Here is a 21,350-nt window from a genome sequence, read left to right as displayed (position 1 = left end):
TCCTTGTTGTTCGAGAGCCAGACGGTGATCGCACCCCTGGCTTGCGTGGCAGCGTCGGCGTCACCGCCGCTGTCGCTGCCGCCACAGGCGGCCGCGGTACCGGCCAGGCCGACGGCCAGCAGTGCCGCGATCAGGTTTCTCGAGCGAAACTTCATGACTCCTCCAACATTCCGTGCGAAGCGGGGGCGGCGGTGGACCGCCGGATGACAAGGCGAGCGGGGGGCAGTTCGACGTCGGCGACCTCGCCGTCGCCGTCGATCAGCTGGTTGAGGGTGCGCGCGGCGGCCTCGCCGAAGCCGAAGGGGTCCGCGCGGACGGTGGTCAGGCCGGGATGGACGAACTCGGCGAGTTCGCTGTCGTCGAAGCCGGCGATGCTCAGGTCGTCGGGCACCGTGAGCCCGGCCCGCTGGACGGCCCCGATACCGGCGATCGCCATCCGGTCGTTGGCGTAGACGATCGCGGTCGGCGGCTCCGGCAGCGCGAGCAGTCGTTTGGTGGCCTCGATCCCGCCGGCGGCGGTGAAGTCGCTGCCTTCGATCCCGACCGGCTCCAGGCCGGCATCGGCGAGCGCCGAGGTGAACGCCCCCGACCGCGCGGTCGCGTGGACGAAGGCGGGTGGTCCGGCCACGTGGGCGATCCGCCGGTGGCCGAGTTCGAGCAGGTGCTGTACTACCTCGACCGTGCCTGGGCGGTCGTCGAGCAGTACCGCGGGGAACGGTGAGGAACCCTCCGGCCGGTTCAGGGTGACAGCCGGCATGCCGAGTGAGGCGAGCAGATCGATCCGGGGATCGTCGTGCCGGAGGTCGGACAGGAAGACCCCGTCCACCCGGCCGTCCTGGGCGAGCCGCCGGTAGCCGGCCGCCTCGTCCTCGCCGGCCGTGACGACCTGCAGCACCAGAGCCTGGCCGCGCGGTCCGAGCACGCTCTCGACCCCGCCGATGAATGCCGGGAAGAACGGGTCCGAGGACAGCACATCCGGATCCCGGGTGAGAACGAGGCCGAGCGCGAACGCCTTGGACACCGACAGCGAGCGGGCCCGGTTGCTGGGCCGCCAGCGGAGCTCGTCCGCGGCCGCGATGATCCGCTCGACGGTCGCCTGGGCCAGGCCGGGACGACCGTTCAGCGCGAGCGAGACAGCGCCCTTGGACACCCCTGCCCGGGTGGCCACGTCGGCGATCGTCGGCCGCGCTTTGCTCATCGCCATCCTCGTGCTGAGTGTTTAAACCGGTTTAGGTGGCTACTAAACCGGTCTAAACACTCCACGTCAAGGCTTCACCGGCAACTGCACAGTGACGCGCCTAGCCGCCGTTTGTGCGCACCTGCTTGCAGGAGGAGGCCCTAAAACACCGAAGGCCGCCCCGGGATCACCCGGGGCGGCCTTCGGTCGCGGTACTCAGTGCTTGTAGACGTCCGACTGAGGGTCGCCGTGGCAGCGCTTGTACTTCTTGCCGGAGCCACACGGGCAGGCCGCGTTGCGCGGGGTGCCCGCGTACTCCAGGGCGCCGGCCTCGGCGCCCTCGCTGTGGGTCGCGATCTCCTCGTCACCGTCGATCGTCGGCGCCGAGTACGACAGCCGCTGCGGGCGGCTCTCGGTGCTCAGGCCCTTCGCCCGCAGCTTCGGGGAGTCCTGCGGCCGCGGCGTGTCCTGCGGACGCTCGTCCTCGACCGCCTGCCGGCCCGGGAACTCCGCCACCGGGGCGCCCGGCACCAGGATGTCCTCGGCCTCGGTCTCCTCCAGCTCGGCGAGCTCCGCCTGCGCGGCCAGGTCGGCCTGCATCGCCTCGATGTCGACCTCGACGTTGAAGATGAACGCGACCGACTCCTCCTTGATGGACTCCATCATGGTGGCGAACATGTCGTAGCCCTCGCGCTGGTACTCGACCAGCGGGTCGCGCTGCGCCATCGCGCGCAGGCCGATGCCCTCGCGCAGGTAGTCCATCTCGTACAGGTGCTCGCGCCACTTGCGGTCCAGCACGCTGAGCAGCACCCGCCGCTCGAGCTCACGCATCGCGTCGCTGCCGAGCAGTTCCTCGCGGCGCGCGTACGCCTCGCGGGCGTCGGTGATCAGCCGCTCGACCAGGAAGTCCTGGGTGAGCCCGGAGCGGTCGCCGCCGGCCTCCTCGATCAGCTCGTCCTCGGTCAGCTCGGTCTGGTACAGCGTCCGCAGCGCGGTGAACAGCTGGTCCAGGTCCCAGTCCTCGGCGAACCCGTCGGCGGTGGCGCCCTGCACGTACCCGGTGATGGTCTCGTCGAGCATGTCCTGCACCTGGTCGTGCAGGTCCGCGCCCTCGAGCACCCGGCGACGCTCGTCGTACACGACGTGCCGCTGGCGGTTCATCACATCGTCGTACTTGAGGATGTTCTTCCGGGTCTCGAAGTTCTGCGCCTCGACCTGGGACTGTGCCGACGCGATCGCCTTGGTGACGACCTTGTTCTCCAGCGGCACGGTGTCGTCGTCGTTGCGCGACATCGCCCAGTCGACCATCTCGCGCTTGAACAGCCGCATCAGGTCGTCCTCGAGGGACAGGTAGAAGCGGGACTCGCCCGGGTCACCCTGACGGCCGGAACGACCACGCAGCTGGTTGTCGATCCGGCGGGACTCGTGCCGCTCGGTGCCGAGCACGTACAGCCCACCCGCCTCGGTGACCTCGTGCTGCTCGTCCTTCACCTGCTGCTCGAACTGCTCGAGCACCTTCGGGTACTCCGCCTCGTACTGCTCGGCGGACTCCACCGGGTCGATGCCGCGGGCCCGCAGGTCCTTGTCGGCCAGGTGCTCGGGGTTGCCGCCGAGGATGATGTCGGTACCACGGCCGGCCATGTTGGTGGCCACCGTGACCGCGCCCTTGCGGCCGGCCTCGGCGACGATCGCCGCCTCCCGCGCGTGCTGCTTCGCGTTCAGCACCTCGTGCGCGATGTTGCGCTTGCGGAGCTGGGCGGACAGCCGCTCGGACTTCTCCACGCTGGTGGTGCCGACCAGGATCGGCTGCCCGGTCTCGTGCCGGGTGGCGATGTCTTCCACCACGGCGTCGAACTTGGCTTCCTCGGTGCGGTAGATCAGGTCGCGCTGGTCCGCGCGCACCATCGGCTTGTTGGTCGGGATCGGGACGACGCCGAGGCCGTAGATCTTGGAGAACTCGGCCGCCTCCGTCATCGCCGTACCGGTCATGCCGGCCAGCTTGTCGTAGAGCCGGAAGTAGTTCTGCAGCGTGATCGTCGCGAGGGTCTGGTACTCCTCCTTGATCTCGACCTTCTCCTTGGCCTCGATCGCCTGGTGCAGGCCCTCGTTGTAGCGGCGGCCGTGCAGCGTCCGGCCGGTGTGCTCGTCGACGATCAGCACCTCGCCCTCGACGACCACGTAGTCCTTGTCGCGACGGAACAGGTCCTTCGCCTTCAGCGCGTTGTTCAGGTAGCTGATCAGCGGGGTGTTCGCCGACTCGTACAGGTTGTCGATGCCGAGGCGGTCCTCGACCTTCTCGATCCCGCGCTCCAGGATCGCGACGGTGCGCTTCTTCTCGTCCACCTCGTAGTCGGCGATCGGGCGCTGCTCCTCGGCGATCTTGTCGTCGGCCATCCGCGGCTTCAGCTGGGCGGCCAGGTTCGCCATCTCGACGTACCAGCGCTGCGAGTCCTCGGCCGGGCCGGAGATGATCAGCGGGGTCCGGGCCTCGTCGACCAGGATCGAGTCCACCTCGTCCACGATCGCGTAGTTGTGCTCGCGCTGGACCAGGTCATCGATCGAGTTGGCCATGTTGTCGCGCAGGTAGTCGAAGCCGAACTCGTTGTTGGTGCCGTAGGTGATGTCCTTGGAGTAGGCCACCCGGCGCTCGGCCGGGGTCATCTCCGGCAGGATCACGCCATAGTCGAGGCCGAGGAAGTGGTACACCCGGCCCATCCACTCGGCCTGGAACCTGGCCAGGTAGTCGTTCACGGTGACCACGTGCACGCCCTTGCCGGACAGCGCGTTCAGGTACGTCGGCAGGGTGCCGACCAGGGTCTTGCCCTCACCGGTCTTCATCTCGGCGATGTTGCCCAGGTGCAGCGCCGCGCCACCCATGATCTGCACGTCGTAGTGACGCTGGTGCAGGGTGCGCTTGGCGGCCTCCCGGACCACCGCGAAGGCCTCCGGCAGCAGCGCGTCCAGGGATTCCCCGTTCTCGACCCGCTGCTTGAACTCGGCCGTCTGGCCGCGCAGCTCCTCGTCGGTCATCGTCACGAAGTCGTCCTCGATCGAGTTGACCAGCTTCGCGATGCCTTCGAGCCGGCGGACGATCTTGCCCTCGCCGATCCGCAGTAATTTGTCGAACGCCTTCATCGTGGGGGGTCCACTCCTTGACTGTGCAGCCTTCAATGCGGCGGGTGCCTGACCGTGCGTACCCGGTGACGGACGCAGCACGGCCTGCCCGCCTGGCGGGCGCAACCCATGGTACTGGCCCGGGCGCGTCAACCCACTGCCCGGAGTAAGTCACACCCTTGCTCCCACCACGAGTGAGCGGCCCGGAAAGTTCCTCAGAATCCGCGCAGGGCGTCACTCAACGCGGGCGAGAGGTCACCGCCACCGGCCACCCGGACCTGATCCAGGCCCAGCCAGCCGGCCAGCTGGACGAGCTCGGCCGCCAACTCCTCGACGGTCTCGGGCGGCGCACCGGGCTCGGCATGCGCCGCCTGGACCAGCAGGACACCCGCCGTCCGGTCCGCCTTCAGGTCCACCCGTCCCACCAGGCGGTCCCCCAGCAGGAACGGGAGCACGTAGTACCCATGGATGCGCTTCTCGGCGGGGACGTAGATCTCGATCCGGTAGTGGAAGTCGAACAGCACCTCGGTCCGGGTCCGCTCGAACACCAGCGAGTCGAACGGGCTGACCAGGGCGCGGGCGTTCACCCGGCGCGGCAGCTTGGCGTCCCGGTGCAGGTAGGCCGCCCGCTTCCAGCCCTCGATCGTGACCGGGAGGAGCTCCCCCTCCTCGACCAGTTCGCGGATCGCCTGCGCCGTCGGTGCGGGCGCGGTACGGAAGTAGTCCTTCAGGCATTGCGCGGTGGCGACCCCGTGCGCCCTGGCCGCGATCGAGACCAGGCCGCGGTGCGCCTCTTCGAGGGTCGGCGTCGGTGTCGCCAGTACTGCGCTGGGCAGCACTCGCTCCGGGATGTCGTACAAGCGCTCGAACTGCTGGTTGCGCCGGGCGACGGTGATCTCGCCCGAGAAGAACAGGAACTCCAGCGCCTGCTTCACGTCGGACCAGTTCCAGCCCCAGTTGTTCCGCTCGCGCTCGACGTCGTCGTCGATCTGGCGGGCGGTCAGCGGGCCGTGGTCGCGGACGTCGGCGAGCACCTGCTTGACCAGGTCCGGCCGCTTGGCCGCGATCGACCGCGGGCCACCCCACGCCTCGCTGGTCGCCCGGGCCATCCGCCACCGCATCAGCGGATGCGTCTCGACCGGGATGAGCGAGGCCTCGTGCGCCCAGTACTCCACCAGGCGGCGCGGCGCCTTCCCGGACGCACGGTCCAGCAGGTCGCGCGGATACGGCCCGAGGCGGGAGTAGAGCGGCAGGTACTGCGTGCGGCTCAACACGTTCACCGAGTCGATCTGGATCAGCCCGATCCGGCCGAGCACCCGGCTGAGCGCGCGCAGGTCCGGCACACCCTTCGGTCGCGGATCGCTGAACCCCTGCGCGGCCAGTCCGATCCGCCGGGCCTGGGCCACCGACAACACCTGAGAATCCACGAAGCCGATTCTGCCGCCAGCCACCGACAGAAAATCGCGGCCTCGATCCCCTCGCTCAGCGGCGGTCGTCGTCGACGGTGTCCTGGACCCGGATGATCAGCAGCACCTCGGCCACCCGGGGTGGGATCGGCGACGGGAAGAGGCCGCGCGCGGACAGATCCTCGAATGAGCGGAACGGACCTCGGTGGGTCCGGTCGGCGACGATCAGCGCGGCTTGTTCCGCGGAGACGCCCGGCAGCGTCCGCAGTACCGACTCGGGGGCGTCGTTGATGTCGATCAGCCCGCCGTCCTCGAACTGGTTCGGCAGGTCGGGGCGGCCGATACCGAGCTGCCGGGCGATCTGCGGGTGCTCCGCGGCGAGCTGACGCGCGTACTGCCGGCGCGGGTCGAGCCCGGGAGTCCGCTTCCGCCGTGGCACGATCACGGCCACGTGGACCGCACAGACCAGCGCCGAGGCGATCACCAGGAACACCCCGAACCCGTCGCTGTCACTGGTGATCTCGTCGCTGGAGGTATCGATCAGGAGCGCACCGCCGAGCGTGACGGCCAGGTAGCCCACCGCCGCCGCACCCAGCCGGATACTGCGCCGCCGGATCGCGAGGATGCCCACCAGCGGACCCGACAGCATCCCGACCGAGATGATCGGGACCGCGGCCGCGGCGAACTTCACCGTCCAGTCCTGCCACCTCAACGACTCCGGCTCACCAGCCTGTACCGGGGGAGCCGGCGGCCAGTACTGCGACACCGCCTGGGGTGGCGCTACAGGTGGCGCGGGCGCTGGGCTGCTCTGCGGAGGGATGAGGGTGGGATCGTTCTGGAGGATCTGCTGGTGGAGGTGTTGAAGGGCACTCCCGGGTTCAACGCCATGGGTGCTCACCAGAAGCGTGCGGGCCTCACGGTAGGTCGCCAGAGCCTCGGCCTGGCGGCCGGCGCGATATAGGGCAAGCATCTGTACGCCGCGCAGCCGTTCGTGCAAGGGGAACTCCGCGACCAGGCGCGACAGCTCCGGCAGGAGGTTCTGCTGGTGGCCTTGCTCGAGTTCCAGCTCTGCCCAGTCCTCCACGGCCGCTGCTCGATCATCGGTGAGGCGGGCGCGGGTGGCGTCGAAGTACGAGCCGGTCAGGCCGGCCAGCGGTTCGGCTCGCCAGAGGGACAGGGCCGTGTGGAGCTCTGCGGCGGCCTCCGCCAGGCGACCCCGATCGCGCAGTTGGCGTGCCTCACGGACGTTGCTGGTGAACAGATCCAGGTCAGTGTTGCCGGGGGCAACTGAGAGCCGGTACCCGGCTTCGGTCAGGGTCAGCAGGAGGCCGGCTGATCGCGGGGCTCGCTCCGGCTCCAGCACCCGGCGCAGACCCGCGACGTACTTCTGGACGACGTTGGTGCCGTTCTCGGGCGGTTCCTCGCCCCAGACCGCGTCGATGATCCGGCCGGTCGGGACCGGCCGGTTGGCGGCCAGCAGCAGGATCGCCAGGACCGCGCGTTGCTTGGCCGGGCCGAGGTCCAGCTCGCGCTGCCCGCGAAAGGCTCGCAGCGGTCCGAGCAGGTCGAACCGGACAGAGTCGTCAACCGCCCCCTCCACTGGTCAGCACCCTCCCGATCCGCATCAGCCGAGCTACCCCTCAGCCGACGGCAGTGAGGCGGCAGTCTATCCGCCGAGCAGGGCGCAGTGAGGCCGCAGTGGGACCGCAGCAAGGTGGCAGTGCGGGGCTTCAGGGTCGGTGGGGTCAGGATCGAATCGGCACCGGCCACTGCGCCGGCGTACTGGAAAGTGAGTCCAGCAATGTCCTTCCCCTGGATCCGTACCGCCGCGGCTGCCGCCGTGGTGGCGCTCATCGCGACCGGCTGCGACGGCAGCGCCGACACCACGGCCGAAACACCCGCCACCACCTCCGCCAAGGCACCCGCCAGTACTCCGGTCAAACCTCCCGCGGGCCTCGAGAGCCAACCGGTCCGGACCATCATGAAGAAGACCCGGCTGGCGTCGCTGGCCGCGAGCAATCTGCGGATGCGCGGCACCATCGACGACACCAGCGGCCCGATGACCTTCGACATCACCTGGGCCAAGGGCGGCGGCCAGGGCAACTTCACCGTCGCCGGAGTGCCGTACTCCGTCCGCGCGATCGGCAAGACCGTGTGCTTCCAGCTGTCCGAGGCCGCGATCCGGGCCGAGGCGAAGGCCGGGAAGAGCAGCGCGGCCGAGACCGCGCAGATGCTCAGGCTGCTGAAGAACAAGTGGATCAAGCTGTCCAAGGTCGACAAGGACACCCAGGAGATGGTGGACCTGGTCACTCCCGGCCGGTTCTTCAAGACGGTCTTCGGTGCGGACGACACCGACACCGCCGCCGCACCCCGCAAGGCCGCGCCGCGGATGGTCGACGGCGTCCGGTGCGTCGGCCTGACCGAGGACGGCGCGTCGATGTGGATCGACGCCACCACCGCCCAGATGATCCGGATGACCGACGGCAAGAACCGGTTCCACTTCAGCGATTACGGCAAGGTGCCCGCCCCGAAGGCGCCCGCCAAGAGCCAGGTCCTCGACGGCAAGGCGATGGGCCTGTGATGGATGGCCGCCCGGCCGGGACAGGGGACCTGGCCGGGCGGTCATAACTCCAATGTTACCGCAAGTGAGAGGTGCGCTACACGGTGTGGTCGCGAGAACCTGCGAGGTAGGCCGCGACGCCCCGCGGCCCCTATCACCCTGGAGTGTGAGGCATGACAGGAAGACTTCAGCTCGTCCGCGCGGTGCTCGCGGCCGGCGCACTGACCGTGGCGTCCCTCGGCGCGGTATCCGCCACCGCGTCGGCCGCCGAGCTGCCCGGAGGTCCGCAGACCCGGATCGTCGGTGGGGACCTCGCGCACACCGCGGACACCCCCTGGGCCATCCAGCTGTCCAACAGCGGTTCGCCCGACCCGACCGGCGAGTAGTGCGGCGCGACGCTGGTGGCGGCGAACAAGATCGTCACCGCCGCGCACTGCTCGCAGGAATCGGCCGGCACCTACACGGCGATCCAGGGCCGCGACGTGCTGAGCAACACCTCGAACGGCCAGGAGTCGGCGATCAGCAGCATCTGGGTCGACCCGGCGTACGGCTCGCAGCCGGGCCATGACGTCGCGGTGATGACACTGGCCACCCCGTTCACCGGCGTACCGACGCTGGCCCTGGAGACCAGTACCGCGGCTGACGCCGCCGGGGCCGACTCCGTCGTGTACGGCTGGGGAGCCACCGAGGGCACCGGTCCGGCCAACACATTCCAGAAGGTGACCGTGCCCGTTCTCGGCGACGCGTACTGCGGCGACGTGTATGCGAGCCAGGGTTACGTCGCGAACGGCGAGATCTGCGCCGGGTACAAGGACGGCGGCAAGGACTCCTGCCAGGGTGACTCCGGCGGCCCGCTGGTCCTGAACGGCCGGCTCTTCGGCGTCGTCTCGTGGGGCATCGGCTGCGCGGACGCCGGTAACCCGGGCGTCTACGCCGAGGTCGCCGCCTACGCCTCGGCACTCCAGGCACAGATCGGCTAGCACCTCCGGACAGGGGTTGGGGCCCGGGCGGATCGCCCGGGCCCCAACCTGTGCTCCTCCCGAAACTCGGTTCCGCCGCGCCTAGACGGCCAGCCGGATCACGCCGTAGTCGTAGCCACGCCGGCGGTAGACCACGCTCGGCTGGTTCTCGTCGGCGTCGACGAACAGGTAGAAGTCGTGCCCGACCAGTTCCAGCTCGTAGAGCGCCTGGTCCAGTGACATCGGCTTGGCGGTGTGGGTCTTCTCGCGCATCACCAGCGGACCGTCACCGGTCACCGTCACCGAGCCGAACGTCCGCGTCGCCACCTCGTCCTCGGCGACTGTCTCCTCCACTACTGGTGTGTTGCCATTGGTCGACTGCTTGGCGGCGACATGCCGCAGGCCTTCCAGTGCCTCGCCACCCTTGTGAACCCGGCGCCGGTCGGCCGCCTTGCGGACCTGGGCCCGCAGCCGGTCGAGACTCACGTCGAACGCGGCCTGCTTCGTCTCACCACAGGCTTCGGCCCGGACCACCGGACCCTTGGTGTACATGGTGAGTTCGACGCGCATCGCCCGATCGTGCTGTCGCGGGTTCTTCTCCTGGCTGACTTCTACCTCGCATCGCAGTACCCGGTGATCGACCTTCTCGATCCGCTCGAGTTTTTCCTCGACGTACTGCCGGAAGCGGTCACTGACCTCGCAGTGATGACCCTTGACAACGACGTCCACGGAAACCTCCATCGATCGGCGACTCTGTTACGTCTTCGGACCCCCGTACCACTCGGCCGGATGCCCGAAACGACAACACCCGCTGTCCGGCCCGTCGGACTCCGTGGTGAGGATTCCGGCTGATCCGGTCCTCGCCCACATCCCTGTCCGACAAGCCCAAGCGGGTGTCATAGGCCAACGCTAGTCGGCTTCGGCGAAAACCGGTAGGGAAGTTCTCATGAACCGGATGCACCCCGGAGCCGGGTCGCGGCGACCACCGCACACCCCAGCACCGGAATTCCGCGGGCGGACAGCGCGCGGCCCGCCTCGGTGAGCGTGGAACCGGTCGTCAGCACGTCGTCGACGACGATGACCGGCTGATTCGTCAGCCTTTCAGCCCAGCGCGAACGCGCCGCGAAAGCCCCGGCCAGGTTGGCCGCACGCCGCTGAGCGGACAGTCCGGACTGGTCCTCGGGCCGCCGTACGACCCTCAGCGCGTCGGCCGGGCGGACGTCGAATCCCTGCCGCCGCAGGTGCTTCGCGGCAGCCTCTGTAATCCGGCGGAGCGGATCGTGGCCGCGCTCCCGGACTGTGGACGGCGAGGACGGCACCGGGCAGAGCCAGACGGCCCGGCGGGAGCCGAGTGTCGCCCGCACAGCGAGAGCCAGCGCTTCCCCGAGCGGCCCGGCCAGGGAGTACCGGGCGTGCTCTTTGTGAGCCAGGATCAGCCCGCGCACCGCCCCGCCGTACTCCGTTGTCGCCATGGGTGGCGGGAGTCCGGCTGGGACCGGATCGGGCCACGCGCGGTACGGCGTCGCGGTGGTCAGCAGGGCCCGGCAGGTGGCGCACAGGGACAGGCCGGGATGCTCGCACCCCGCACAGGTGCCACCGAGCACGAGATCGACGAACGCGCCTCGGAGCGACACCGGAACCACGATGCGCGATACCGGCCGGCCGGGGCAACCAGGTCCGCACGGCCTGTGGAAAACCTCGAGGGGTCAGCCGGGGTAGACGGGGTCGATCGGGGTGCCCTTGTCGCCGTCGTTCATGTTGACCCAGTTGAGGTCCTTGCCCTGCCAGTGCAGCTGGCCGGTGCTGTCCTGGACCACCGGAAGGGTGTCGACGCTCGGGTTGGAGGCGAGCTTGATCGCGTCGAACTGGGTGCTGACGCCGGGGATCAGCCGGGGCTGGGAACCGTCGACGTTGACCTGCCAGGGCCGCCCCGGCTGACCCTTGGCGGACTTGCCGGCCACCAGGATGCCGAGCTGGTTCCAGGACGCGTCGGTGATGTCGGTGAGCGGGAGCTCGAGCGACCGGAACTGACTCAGCACGACCTGCTTGGCCACGTTCGTCCCGACCGTCGCGGTCTGCACGAAGGTGGCGCCGGCCTTGCTCCGCATCACCAGCAGCGCTCGCACACCGTCAGGCGCCATCCGCAGCGTGAGCGGGCTGGCACCACCGAAGTTCGCCCGGACGTCGGTCACCTTGCCGTCCGGGGTGCGCATCCGCAGCCTCGGCGCGGCGCTGTCCGCGCGATCGATGTACCAGAGGTTGTTCTCGTTGTCGTAGCTCGGCCGGAGCACCTTGCCCTCGGTCCGGGTGCTCTGCACGTCGGCGGGCTTCTTCTCCGAGTCCAGGGAGCCCGACGAGATCACGGACCTGCCGTCCTTGGCGGTGGTCACGATCGCACCGGTGTCACCCCGCAGGTTCACCGCGAAGGACTGCGCAAACGAGCCGTACAGCACGCTGTTGTCCAGCGGAGTGGTTCCGATGTCCTCCGCGCCGTCCTGCCCCCGGATCCGCTGGATCTTGCCCTTCTGGACGCCGTACAGGTCCTTCAGCCGGCCGTCCTGGCCGGACGGGTCGTACGAGCCGAAGTCGGAGAACGACAACACGTCCGAGTCGGGCAGCAGCGACGCGCCGGACACGGTGATCCGGACCCGGTTCGTGATCAGCCGCAGGGTCCAGACGATCTGGGCCGCCAGCAACCGGCGGTCCGACTCGCTGAGGGCGGCGGCCGCGTCGCTGAGGGCGACCGTCGCCACGCCCGAGTCCACCGGCACCGAGACGGCCAGGGTGGTCCCGTCCGGCGCGATGGAGATCGCGCCGCTGCGGAGCCGGCTGGTCGGGCCCTTCAGCAGTTCCTGGATGAGCTGGGTGGCCGACTGACCGGCCGGCAGGCTGTTCGGCACGTAGATCGGGTCCGGCACGAGCATCGTCTTGGCCGGGTTGAAGAAGTACAGGGCGCGGGGTGCGAGCCGCGGCTCCAGCTGGTTGCTGCCGAGGAAGACGCCCGCGGGGACGTTCGCGACCCGGAACTGACCAGAGGTCTTGGCCAGCACGAAAGTGAAGTTCACCTGCTGGCCCGGCTTGGCCGGCGTCCACGAACCCCGCTCGTCGATGGTGCCGATCAGCGGCGCGCTCAGCTGGACCTTGCCGTCGGTGCGCTGCGACACCGCCTGGGACGAGGACTGGTCGTACACCGAGATCTTCGACTCGGGCTTCCAGGCAGCCGCCGCGTCGGGCGTCATGTACTCGCGGGCGACGTCGAAGGCCCGGGAGTCCGACATCGCCTCGAGGAAGCCGTTCACCAGTGGCAGCGGCTTGGCATCGACCTTCGGGTGCTGGGCCTCGATCCCGAGGCCGCCCCGGACGGGCGTCAGACCCTCCTGGCTACCACTCCTGATCGGTCCCTTGGTGGGCACCGTCGCACAGCCGGTCAGCAGCACGGCACAGGCCAGCGCGGCCGCGAGCAGCTTGGTCCTCACGACTCACCACCGGTCAGCTTCTGGTACGGCGCACCGACGTCGACCAGTGACTCGCTCACCACGCGGGAGGTGTCCGAGGGCCGGGCCGGCAGCGGTGAGCCGGTCAGCGCCGCGTCTGGACGGCGGGGCAGGGTCAGGCGGAAGTACGCGCCCTCGCCGGGCGATCCCCAGGCGTCCAGGCGACCGCCGTGCAGCCGGGCGTCCTCGAGCGCGATGGACAGGCCCAGCCCGGTACCACCGGTGGTCCTGGCCCGGGCGGGATCCGCTCGCCAGAACCGGCTGAAGACCATCTCCGCCTCTTCCGCGCGGAAACCCACACCGTGGTCGCGCACGGCCACCGCCGCGGCGTCCTCGTCGTACGCGGTGCTGATCCTGATCGGCTGGCCCTCGCTGTGCTCGATCGCGTTCCCGATCAGGTTGCGCAGGATCCGCTCGATCCGGCGCGAGTCCACCTGCGCGCGGCACGGTTCCGGCATGTCCAGCTGGACCTCGCAGCCTTTGCGCAGCAGCAGGGTCTCGTGGTTCTCCAGCACCCGGGCGACGATGTCGCGCAGGTCGACGTCCTCCAGGTCGAGCGCGGCGGCGCCCGCGTCGAACCGGCTGATCTCCAGCAGGTCGGCGAGCAGTTCCTCGAACCGGTTGAGCTCGTTCTGCAACAGCTCGACCGAGCGCTTGGTGATCGGGTCGAACTCGTCGCGCGTCTCGTGCAGCAGGTCGGCCGCCATCCGGACCGTGGTGAGCGGCGTGCGCAGCTCGTGCGAGACGTCGGAGACGAAGCGGCGCTGCAGCCGGGACAGCTCCTCCAGCCGGCGGATCTGCTGCTGCAGATTGCTGGCCATCTTGTTGAAGGAGACCGCTAGCCGGGCCAGGTCGTCGGTACCGCGGACCTGCATCCGCTCCTCCAGCCGGCCGGCCGCGAGCCGCTCGGCGATCCGCCGGGCCATCCGCACCGGGGTGACCACCTGACGGGTGACCAGCCACGCGACCGCGCCGAGCAGGACGACGAGCAGCAGGCCGGCCGTCACCAGCGCGCGCTGGACGACGTCCAGGGTCTCCTTCTGCGCGGTCAGCGGGAAGAGGAAGTAGACCTCGTAGCGCTGGCCGGTGGTGTTCACCCGGACCTGCGAGCCGATCGCCAGGCCCGGCTCGCTCTTGCCGCCGCTGTAGTTGATCTTGGTGTAGGTGTCCCACAGCTTCGTGTCGTCGGTGGAGACCGAGGACTTCAGCTCGTGCGGCACCGAGTCGCTCTCGACCAGCCCGGTGGTCCGGATCAGGGTCGAGTCCGCGTCGTCGGTGGGGATCAGCACCGTCTCGTACAGGCCGGTCCGGTTCGAGCCCAGCACCAGCTGGGACAGGTTCTGGTTCAGCATCGTCGGGTCGGCCGCGTTGATCGAGCTCGACAGCGACTTCAGCTGCGCCACCGCCTCCTGCTGCGCGCTGGTCCGGCGCGACTCCAGCACCCCGTCGGTGACCTGGCTCATCATCACCCAGCCGACCAGGATCAGCACCACGGTCGACATCAGCAGCGTGCCGGTGACGATCCGGGCCTGGATCGAGCGACGCCAGACGTCGGGCCAGTACCGCGGGTGGGTCCGCCACAGGGGCTCCGGCATGGCATGCCAGTCCACCCCGGCGGCGGTGAGCTCGATCTCTGTTCCGCGGGGTTCCGGCTCGGTGTCCGGCTTGTCCGCCTGCGACTCGCGGTCGCGTCCGTACTCGATCAGTCCGCACCAGCCTTGTAGCCGACACCGCGGACCGTCACGACGATCTCGGGGTGCTCGGGGTCCTTCTCGATCTTGGACCGCAGCCGCTGCACGTGCACGTTGACCAGCCGGGTGTCGGCCGCGTGCCGGTAGCCCCAGACCTGCTCCAGCAGCACCTCACGGGTGAACACCTGCCAGGGCTTGGAGGCCAGGCACACGAGCAGGTCGAACTCCAGCGGGGTGAGCTGGATGGTCTCGCCGCTGCGCTTCACCGAGTGACCGGCCACGTCGATGGTCAGGTCGCCGATGGTCAGCGACTCCGGTCCGGGCTCGTCCATCCGGCGCAGCCGGGCCCTGATCCGGGCCACCAGCTCCTTCGGCTTGAACGGCTTCACCACGTAGTCGTCGGCGCCGGACTCCAGGCCCAGCACCACGTCCACGGTGTCGCTCTTCGCGGTCAGCATCACGATCGGCACGCCGGACTCGGCCCGGATCGCCCGGCAGACGTCGATGCCGTCCATCCCGGGCAGCATCAGGTCGAGCAGCAGCAGGTCGGGTTTGAACTCGCGGAAGGCCGGCACCGCCTTGTCGCCGGTCGCGACCAGGTAGGTGTCGTAGCCCTCGTTGCGCAGCACAATGCTGAGCATCTCGGACAACGCCGTGTCGTCATCGACGATGAGGACTCGACCCCGCATCGTCCGGTTACCTTCTGCCACGCCTGCTCCTTGCCGGTCCGGTCTCAGCGCGCCCAGCGGCCGCTGGTCGTACGCACTACGGATAGTGTCCCATTCCCCAGGTAGCGCACACGCCGGATCGCCGTGCGGGGGTCTGGTAATGACGGTATGGACCGTCCGGGCTGTGATCATGGTGCACGGTCCGGGCCGGAGACAAGCCCGGTGGGGCGGTTACAGAGGGGAGGCAGAGGGATGCGGGACGACATCGGCGTTCGCGAGAGCGCCGCGTACGCCGAGCCGCTGCGGCCCTGGCTGCCCGCCGACCTGCTGGACAACGCCGCCCGGACCATCTCCGAGAACAAGACGATCATGCTGGGCCTGCCGGTGCTCGCCGGGATCGCGCTGGCCGCCGTCCAGGCGGGGCTGACCCAGCTGACCGTGCCCGGCGGGATCAGCGGCTTCTTCGGCGCGGACGACCCGTTCGAGCAAGCAGGCGCCGCGGTCCTGCTGATGTACGGCGTGCAGCTGATCCTCTTCACGGTGGTGTCGAGCATGCTGGCCGGGATCATCGCACTGGCCGCGGTGCGGAGCCAGCTCGCCCATCGGGTAGGGCCGCGTGAGCTGCTCCGGCTGGTCCGGCCGTCCCTGCCCGCGCTGGCGGCCGTCGGGATCGTCCAGTCACTGTCCTTCGTGCTGGTGGTCGTCGGGTGGGCGCTGGCCGTGTTCGGCGCCGGGGCCGGTTCGGACGCGGCGATCTCCCCGGAGGTGGCCGGCGCGGTCGCCCTGGTGATGGTCCTGGGCGGCGGCATCCTCGTGCTGATCTTCGGGATCCGCCTCGTCCTGGCCGGAACCGTCGTCCTGATGGAGGGCAAGCACGCGCCCGACATCGGGCTGTACGTCCCGGCCCGGGTCGGGATCTGGGGATCCTTGAAGCGGTCCTGGCAGCTGGTCCGGGGCAAGTTCTGGCGGGTGTTCGGAATCCTGCTGTTCGCCGGGGTCGTGGTGAACATCGTCAGCTACGCACTCCAGTTCGGGATCAGCCTGCTGGTGATCACCCTCGGCGCGTGGGCCAGTGACAGCGACAGCAGTGGAGCCACGGTGGTCGCGATCGCCGTCGGTGTCTCGGCTGGGATCGCCACTGTGCTGACGCTGATCGCCAGCCTGGCGTTCATGTCCGCCGTCCAGGCCCTGCTGTACCTCGATCTCCGGGTCCGCCGGGAGGGACTGGATCTCTGGTTGCGTCCGGTGCTCCGCCCTGCCGTCGCGCAACCGCCGCACCTCGCGCAGCAACCGCCACTCCAGCAACCCCAGCAACCTCAGCCCCAGCAACCTCAGTACCCGACGGGACCGGCCTGGTGAGGCCCATCATGCAACTGGAACCACCGGTCGACATCAGCCGTGACGACGCCGCGAAGGAAGCTGCCAAGGAGCTGTCGAAGCCGGTCTACGGCCAGGCCGGGGACTCATTGGTGACCCGGGCGATCAACAAGGTGCTGGACTGGATCGGCGAACTGCTGGGCGATCTGACCGGCCAGTCCCCCGACGGCCATCTCGGGCTGATCATGCTGATCGGCCTGCTCGCCCTGGTCGTGATCGTGGTGCTCTGGCGAGCCGGTGTACTGCGGACCACCCGCGGCACCAAGTCCGCCGCGGTCTTCGACAGCGCCAGACCCCGTACTGCGGCCGAGTACCGCGAGCAGGCGGAAGCTGAGGCCTCCAGTGGCGACTACGCGGCCGCCGTGCGGAGCCGCTTCCGCGCCTGCGTCGCCGAACTCACCGAACGCACCGTGCTGGACGAACGCGCCGGGCGGACGGCGTACGAGGCAGTGGCGGACGCGGAACGCGTAGTACCGGCTCTGCGGGATTCGTTGCAGCCCGCGGCTCTCGTCTTCACTGAGGTTGTCTACGGCAACCGTCCTGGTACTGCGGAGCGCTACAACGTCGTGGTGGCTGCGGATCAGGCTGCTCGCCACGTGTCGACGCGGGCGCTGGTCCAGGGATGAGCACGAGTACTGCGGTCGGGCGGACCGGCGCCGAGAGCTGGCGCGCGCTGCGAACTCCCTTGCTGGTCACGGGTCTCGTCGTCCTGGGCGCCATCATCATCCTCATCGCCGGCACCGCCCGGACGTCCGGCCCGTTCAGCCCGGACTCCGCCAAGCCGACCGGGGCGATGGCGCTCGCGCGGCTGCTGGAGGACCACGGCGTCAAGGTCACCGGCACCGACTTCCTGGGTGACGCCACCGAGTCAGGTGCGGGCAAGACGCTCCTGGTCGCGCCCACTGGCTCGCTGGCCAGGAGCGACTGGCAGCAGATCTCGGAAGCCCAGTGGAGCCACGTAGTACTGATCCGGCCGAGCCTCCGCGCGCTGGAGACTCTGGCACCCGGCGTACTGGACGCCACCGAGACCCTGCCCGAGGACAGCCGCGACCCCGGCTGCGACCTCCCCGCCGCCGTCCGCGCCGGTACTGCGACCGTCAGCGGCACGTCGTACTCCGCGCCTGGGGCGGCGCATACCTGTTACGGCGACGGCATCAACAACACGCTCGTCCGGACCGAGGTGGACGGCCGGATCGTCGACGTGGTGGGGACCAGCCGCTCCTTCACCAACGCCGAACTCGCTCTGGACGGCAACGCGGCGCTCGCACTGAACCTGCTCGGCACGCACTCCGAACTGGTCTGGTACCTGCCGCAGTACGAGTCGTCCGGCTTCGACGACGAGGACAGCGACGGCCCGCCACTGGTTCCCCCGGAGGTCCGGTACATCGCGTGGGCGCTGGCCTTCGCCGCCTTCGTCGTGGCGCTATGGCGTGGCCGCCGCCTCGGCGCGGTGGTCCCCGAACCGCTGCCGGTCATCGTGCACGCGGCCGAGACCACGGAAGGCCGTGCGCGGCTCTACCGTCGCTCCCGCGCTCGGGACCGCGCCGCGGCCGCACTGCGGGAGTCCGCGCTCGGCAAGCTCCACACGGCCCACGGGATCCCCCGCCGGGCCGAGCCGGCCGCCGTGGTGTCGACGGTGGCCGCCCGCACCGGCCGGGACCCGGCCATGCTGTACGAACTGCTCTACGGTCAACCACCGGTCGACGACGCAGCCCTGATGTTCCTGTCCCATGAGCTAGACGTACTGACGCTGGAGGTACGACACCCGTGACGACCGCTATCGAGGTCACTCCCGAGCGCGCCCGGCAGGCCCTGGTCGAGCTGCGGAACGAGATCGGCAAGGCGGTGGTCGGCCAGGAGACCGCTGTCACCGCGCTGGTCCTCGCCCTGCTCTGCCGCGGCCACGTGCTGCTGGAGGGCGTCCCCGGTACGGCGAAGACGCTGATGGTGCGGGCACTGTCGATGGCGATGCGGCTGGAGACCAAGCGGATCCAGTTCACCCCGGACCTGATGCCCGGCGACGTCACCGGGTCGCTGGTGTACGACGCGAAGACCAGCGAGTTCGAGTTCCGCCCGGGTCCGGTGTTCACCAACATCCTGCTCGCGGACGAGATCAACCGGACGCCGCCGAAGACGCAGGCCGCGCTGCTCGAGGCGATGGAGGAACGCCAGGTCACCGTCGACGGCGAGCCCCGCAAGCTGCCGGTGCCGTTCGTGGTGGCCGCGACGCAGAACCCGATCGAGTACGAGGGCACCTACCCGCTGCCCGAGGCCCAGCTGGACCGCTTCCTGCTCAAGGTGACCTTGGACATGCCGCCGCGCGACGCGGAGATCGCCGTACTCGCCAGGCATGCGCAGGGGTTCGACCCGCGCGACCTGGAGGCGGCCGGCCTCCGGCCCGTGGCCGGCCCGGAGGACCTGCTGGCCGGACAGGCCGCCGTACGCCGGGTCGCAGTACGGGAAGACGTTCTGGCGTATGTGGTGGACCTGTGCAGGGCGACTCGGCAGTCTCCGTCGCTGCAGCTCGGGGTGTCGCCGCGTGGTGCAACCGCGTTGCTCGCGGTGGCACGCGCGTGGGCCTGGTTGTCCGGGCGGGACTACGTGATCCCCGATGACGTGAAGGCGATGGCACGTCCTTGCCTCCGGCACCGGGTGCAGATCCGCCCGGAAGCCGAGCTGGAAGGCGTCACCGCGGACGCCGTACTGGAGAGCGTGCTGGCCACGGTGCCGGTACCGCGCTGATGGTCGTCACCGGCCGGGCGGGCCTCCTTGCCGCACTCGGCGTCGTCTTCGTCGCCGTGCTGATGCCGAGCTGGGGTGGCGTCGGCCTGGTCGTCGCTGCGGTGCTGCTGGTCTGTGTGGTCGACCTGTTGCTGGCGGGCTCGCCGCGACGGTTGCAGCTCAGCCGGGAGGGCGACACCGCCGTACGGCTTGGTGAGCGAGCCGTGGTGACGATGCTCGTGGCCAACCCTGGCCGGAGGGTCAAGGGGTTGCTCCGGGACGCCTGGCCGCCTTCTGCCGGAGTACAGGACCCGCCGCACAAGGTCGACCTGCCCAATGGCGACCGGCGGCGCTTCGTGACTCACCTGATCCCCACTCGGCGTGGAGATCGGCACGCCTACCGGGTGACCATCCGGTCGATCGGACCGCTCGGCTTCGCGGGCTGGCAGGGATCGCACCGGGTGCCCTGGACCGTGCGGGCGCTGCCGCCCTTCAACAGCCGCAAGCACCTGCCGTCGCGGTTGGCGCGACTCCGCGAGCTCGATGGCCGGACCGCCTTGCTGGTAAGGGGTCAGGGCACCGAGTTCGACTCGCTGCGGGACTACGTGCCGGGCGACGATGTCCGCAGCATCGACTGGCGAGCCACCGCCCGCCGCGGCAACGTAGTACTGCGGACCTGGCGGCCGGAGCGGGACCGGCAGGTCGCCATCGTGATCGACTCGGGCCGGATGTCCGCGGGCCGCGTCGGCGACGCGCCGCGACTGGACCACGCGATGGATGCCGCCCTGCTACTCGCCGCGCTGGCCACTCGCGCCGGGGACCGGGTTTCCTTGCTGGCCTGCGATTCCGAGGTCCGCGCCGATGTCCGGCGGCCGGCGCCGGAGGACGTGCTGCCGTCGTTCGTGAACGCGCTGGCCAATGTGGATGCCGAGCTGGTTCAGACGGACTTCCGGGTCGTGGTGTCGCAGGTGCTCGACCGCTTGGGGCAGCGGTCGCTCGTAGTACTGCTGACCGGGTTGGACCCTGCAGTGATCGAGGAGTCCCTGCTGCCGGTGATCGGCCCGCTCCTGCGCCGCCACGTCGTCGTACTGGCGTCCGTGGCCGACCCGAGGCTCGCGGAGATGGAACTGGAGCGCTCGGACCTGATCGAGGTGTACGGCGCCGCCTCAGCCGCCCGTACCCGGCTGGATCGGGAGCGGGTAACGGCTGTGCTCACGCGAGCCGGGGTGACGGTGGTGGACGAGGCCCCGGACCACATCGCGCCGGCGCTGGCCGACACCTACCTGGCATTGAAGAAGGCCGGGCGGCTCTAGCCTTCTGTGCCAGGGTGTTGAGCCATCGTCGGGCGGGCCTGGGCGAAGGTCCAGCGGTGGCCTTCGAGGTCCTCGGCCTCATAGAGGCGATACCCGTGCTGACGGATCTCGGAGACGATTTTGGCGCCGTTCTCCGAGCTACGGGCGAAGTGCGCGTCGAGATCGTCGACATAGACCCAGACACCGTGGTCGACCGGCTTGGGACCGGAGACTGGCTCCTTCAGCTCGAAGAGCAGGATGGCCGAGGCGCCGACATGGAGTTCGAGCCAGGTGGGCCGTTCGCCGTCTGCCGGAATCCGATCCCGCGACTCCAGGCCGAACACCGCGTGCAGCCAACGGGCCGCCGCGGCCGGATCCTCGTAGTACAAGGCGATACTCAGCCGATCGAGCTCCCGCGGTGGCGTGGGCGGGCCGTCTCGCCGGGCGGCCCAGGCGGCGAGCCACGGGATCACGTTCGGCCAGAAGTAGAACGCCTTCTCGCCGCCCGGGACCAGGGCCTGCTCCACGCTGACCCGCGTTCCACCGTCGATGAGGTCGAAGCGAACCTCTGTCGTGGTGTCGTCCACCGAACTCCGGTAAGCCAGCCGTGCCCCAGGCTCCCAGGCAATGATCCGGCCCAACTCGAGCACATCTTCGTCGGAGGTCTCGCTCGCGGGCCGGTAGACCTCCAGGATCCTGCCGCCCACTCCTGGCTCGATCTGCATCCCCACCGCCCGGGTGGCGTCGAAGAAGTTGATCGGTCCCCGGACCCACCACAGGTCGATCTCGTCGGTGAAGATCCGGAACGCGGTCGCGGGATCTGCGGCGACCTCGACGGACGCCGACGCGGACTGCTCGGTCACGATGACTCCCTCTGCTCGACGTGCTTCT

18 protein-coding genes are annotated in these 21,350 nt (G+C 69.7%); 8 read left to right on the top strand and 10 right to left on the bottom strand.

Features of this window, described 5'->3' with window-relative positions; genetic code table 11:
• Positions 1 to 151 precede the first annotated feature (151 nt).
• From ACFPJ1_RS16945 to ACFPJ1_RS16930, 4 genes are all read right to left on the bottom strand, one after another.
• Positions 152 to 1,198 carry a LacI family DNA-binding transcriptional regulator gene (locus tag ACFPJ1_RS16945; protein ID WP_380104860.1) on the bottom strand — a complete coding sequence of 349 codons (1,047 nt, stop codon included), beginning with the start codon at positions 1,196 to 1,198 and terminating at the stop codon, positions 152 to 154.
• 195 nt (positions 1,199 to 1,393) lie between these two features.
• Positions 1,394 to 4,312 (bottom strand): preprotein translocase subunit SecA, encoded by a 2,919-nt coding sequence (gene secA / locus ACFPJ1_RS16940; protein ID WP_380104858.1) that lies wholly within the window; start codon positions 4,310 to 4,312, stop codon positions 1,394 to 1,396.
• Between the two features lie 194 nt (positions 4,313 to 4,506).
• The gene (locus tag ACFPJ1_RS16935; RefSeq protein WP_380104856.1) at positions 4,507 to 5,718 is read right to left on the bottom strand and encodes a winged helix-turn-helix domain-containing protein; all 1,212 of its coding nucleotides are present in this window, start codon (positions 5,716 to 5,718) and stop codon (positions 4,507 to 4,509) included.
• A gap of 55 nt (positions 5,719 to 5,773) precedes the next feature.
• Positions 5,774 to 7,297: a BTAD domain-containing putative transcriptional regulator gene (locus tag ACFPJ1_RS16930; RefSeq protein WP_380104854.1), complete on the bottom strand. Its 1,524-nt coding sequence runs from the start codon at positions 7,295 to 7,297 to the stop codon at positions 5,774 to 5,776.
• A gap of 201 nt (positions 7,298 to 7,498) precedes the next feature.
• Here ACFPJ1_RS16930 and ACFPJ1_RS16925 point away from each other — a divergent pair, with 201 nt between their 5' ends.
• From ACFPJ1_RS16925 to ACFPJ1_RS16915, 3 genes are all read left to right on the top strand, one after another.
• Entirely contained in the window at positions 7,499 to 8,278 is a 780-nt protein-coding gene (locus ACFPJ1_RS16925) for a hypothetical protein (RefSeq protein ID WP_380104852.1), read from the top strand.
• A gap of 152 nt (positions 8,279 to 8,430) precedes the next feature.
• Positions 8,431 to 8,643, top strand: coding sequence for a hypothetical protein (locus tag ACFPJ1_RS16920; RefSeq protein WP_380104850.1), 213 nt, complete (start codon positions 8,431 to 8,433; stop codon positions 8,641 to 8,643).
• Positions 8,644 to 8,655: 12 nt separating this feature from the next.
• Positions 8,656 to 9,237 (top strand): S1 family peptidase, encoded by a 582-nt coding sequence (locus ACFPJ1_RS16915; protein ID WP_380104868.1) that lies wholly within the window; start codon positions 8,656 to 8,658, stop codon positions 9,235 to 9,237.
• Positions 9,238 to 9,318: 81 nt separating this feature from the next.
• Here ACFPJ1_RS16915 and hpf read toward each other — a convergent pair whose 3' ends face one another.
• The 5 genes from hpf to mtrA form a co-directional block, all read right to left on the bottom strand.
• A complete protein-coding gene (gene hpf / locus ACFPJ1_RS16910) occupies positions 9,319 to 9,945 on the bottom strand; it encodes a ribosome hibernation-promoting factor, HPF/YfiA family (protein ID WP_380104848.1) in 627 nt (208 codons plus the stop codon).
• Between the two features lie 215 nt (positions 9,946 to 10,160).
• Positions 10,161 to 10,850: a ComF family protein gene (locus tag ACFPJ1_RS16905; RefSeq protein ID WP_380104846.1), complete on the bottom strand. Its 690-nt coding sequence runs from the start codon at positions 10,848 to 10,850 to the stop codon at positions 10,161 to 10,163.
• Positions 10,851 to 10,922: 72 nt separating this feature from the next.
• Positions 10,923 to 12,692 (bottom strand): LpqB family beta-propeller domain-containing protein, encoded by a 1,770-nt coding sequence (locus tag ACFPJ1_RS16900; protein WP_380104843.1) that lies wholly within the window; start codon positions 12,690 to 12,692, stop codon positions 10,923 to 10,925.
• Positions 12,689 to 14,305 carry an MtrAB system histidine kinase MtrB gene (mtrB, locus tag ACFPJ1_RS16895; RefSeq protein WP_380104841.1) on the bottom strand — a complete coding sequence of 539 codons (1,617 nt, stop codon included), beginning with the start codon at positions 14,303 to 14,305 and terminating at the stop codon, positions 12,689 to 12,691. Before mtrB ends, ACFPJ1_RS16900 begins: the two co-directional genes overlap by 4 nt.
• Positions 14,306 to 14,412: 107 nt before the next feature.
• Positions 14,413 to 15,090 (bottom strand): MtrAB system response regulator MtrA, encoded by a 678-nt coding sequence (mtrA, locus tag ACFPJ1_RS16890; protein WP_026163715.1) that lies wholly within the window; start codon positions 15,088 to 15,090, stop codon positions 14,413 to 14,415.
• A gap of 231 nt (positions 15,091 to 15,321) precedes the next feature.
• Here mtrA and ACFPJ1_RS16885 point away from each other — a divergent pair, with 231 nt between their 5' ends.
• Genes ACFPJ1_RS16885 through ACFPJ1_RS16865 form a run of 5 tightly spaced genes read left to right on the top strand, consistent with a single transcriptional unit; the run spans position 15,322 to position 20,480 of the window.
• Positions 15,322 to 16,428 carry a hypothetical protein gene (locus ACFPJ1_RS16885; RefSeq protein ID WP_380104839.1) on the top strand — a complete coding sequence of 369 codons (1,107 nt, stop codon included), beginning with the start codon at positions 15,322 to 15,324 and terminating at the stop codon, positions 16,426 to 16,428.
• An 8-nt stretch (positions 16,429 to 16,436) separates the two neighbouring features.
• Complete coding sequence (locus tag ACFPJ1_RS16880; protein ID WP_380104837.1) at positions 16,437 to 17,072, top strand: DUF4129 domain-containing protein; 636 nt, start codon at positions 16,437 to 16,439, stop codon at positions 17,070 to 17,072.
• Entirely contained in the window at positions 17,069 to 18,217 is a 1,149-nt protein-coding gene (locus tag ACFPJ1_RS16875; protein WP_380104835.1) for a DUF4350 domain-containing protein, read from the top strand. Before ACFPJ1_RS16880 ends, ACFPJ1_RS16875 begins: the two co-directional genes overlap by 4 nt.
• Positions 18,214 to 19,188 (top strand): AAA family ATPase, encoded by a 975-nt coding sequence (locus tag ACFPJ1_RS16870; protein ID WP_380104833.1) that lies wholly within the window; start codon positions 18,214 to 18,216, stop codon positions 19,186 to 19,188. The genes ACFPJ1_RS16875 and ACFPJ1_RS16870 overlap by 4 nt, the downstream gene beginning before the upstream one ends.
• On the top strand, positions 19,188 to 20,480 hold the full coding sequence (locus ACFPJ1_RS16865; protein WP_380104831.1) for a DUF58 domain-containing protein: 1,293 nt from the start codon (positions 19,188 to 19,190) through the stop codon (positions 20,478 to 20,480). Before ACFPJ1_RS16870 ends, ACFPJ1_RS16865 begins: the two co-directional genes overlap by 1 nt.
• Here the strand turns inward: ACFPJ1_RS16865 and ACFPJ1_RS16860 are convergent.
• A complete protein-coding gene (locus tag ACFPJ1_RS16860) occupies positions 20,477 to 21,322 on the bottom strand; it encodes a VOC family protein (protein WP_380104829.1) in 846 nt (281 codons plus the stop codon). The two genes, ACFPJ1_RS16865 and ACFPJ1_RS16860, sit on opposite strands and share 4 nt — an antisense overlap.
• Between the last annotated feature and the right edge of the window lie 28 nt (positions 21,323 to 21,350).

The organism is Kribbella qitaiheensis, assembly GCF_042657745.1.
In the GTDB taxonomy this organism is placed as follows: Bacteria; Actinomycetota; Actinomycetes; order Propionibacteriales; family Kribbellaceae; genus Kribbella; species Kribbella qitaiheensis.
Note: the sequence above shows the minus strand (reverse complement) of the source record. Positions and strands in the feature narration are given on the sequence as shown.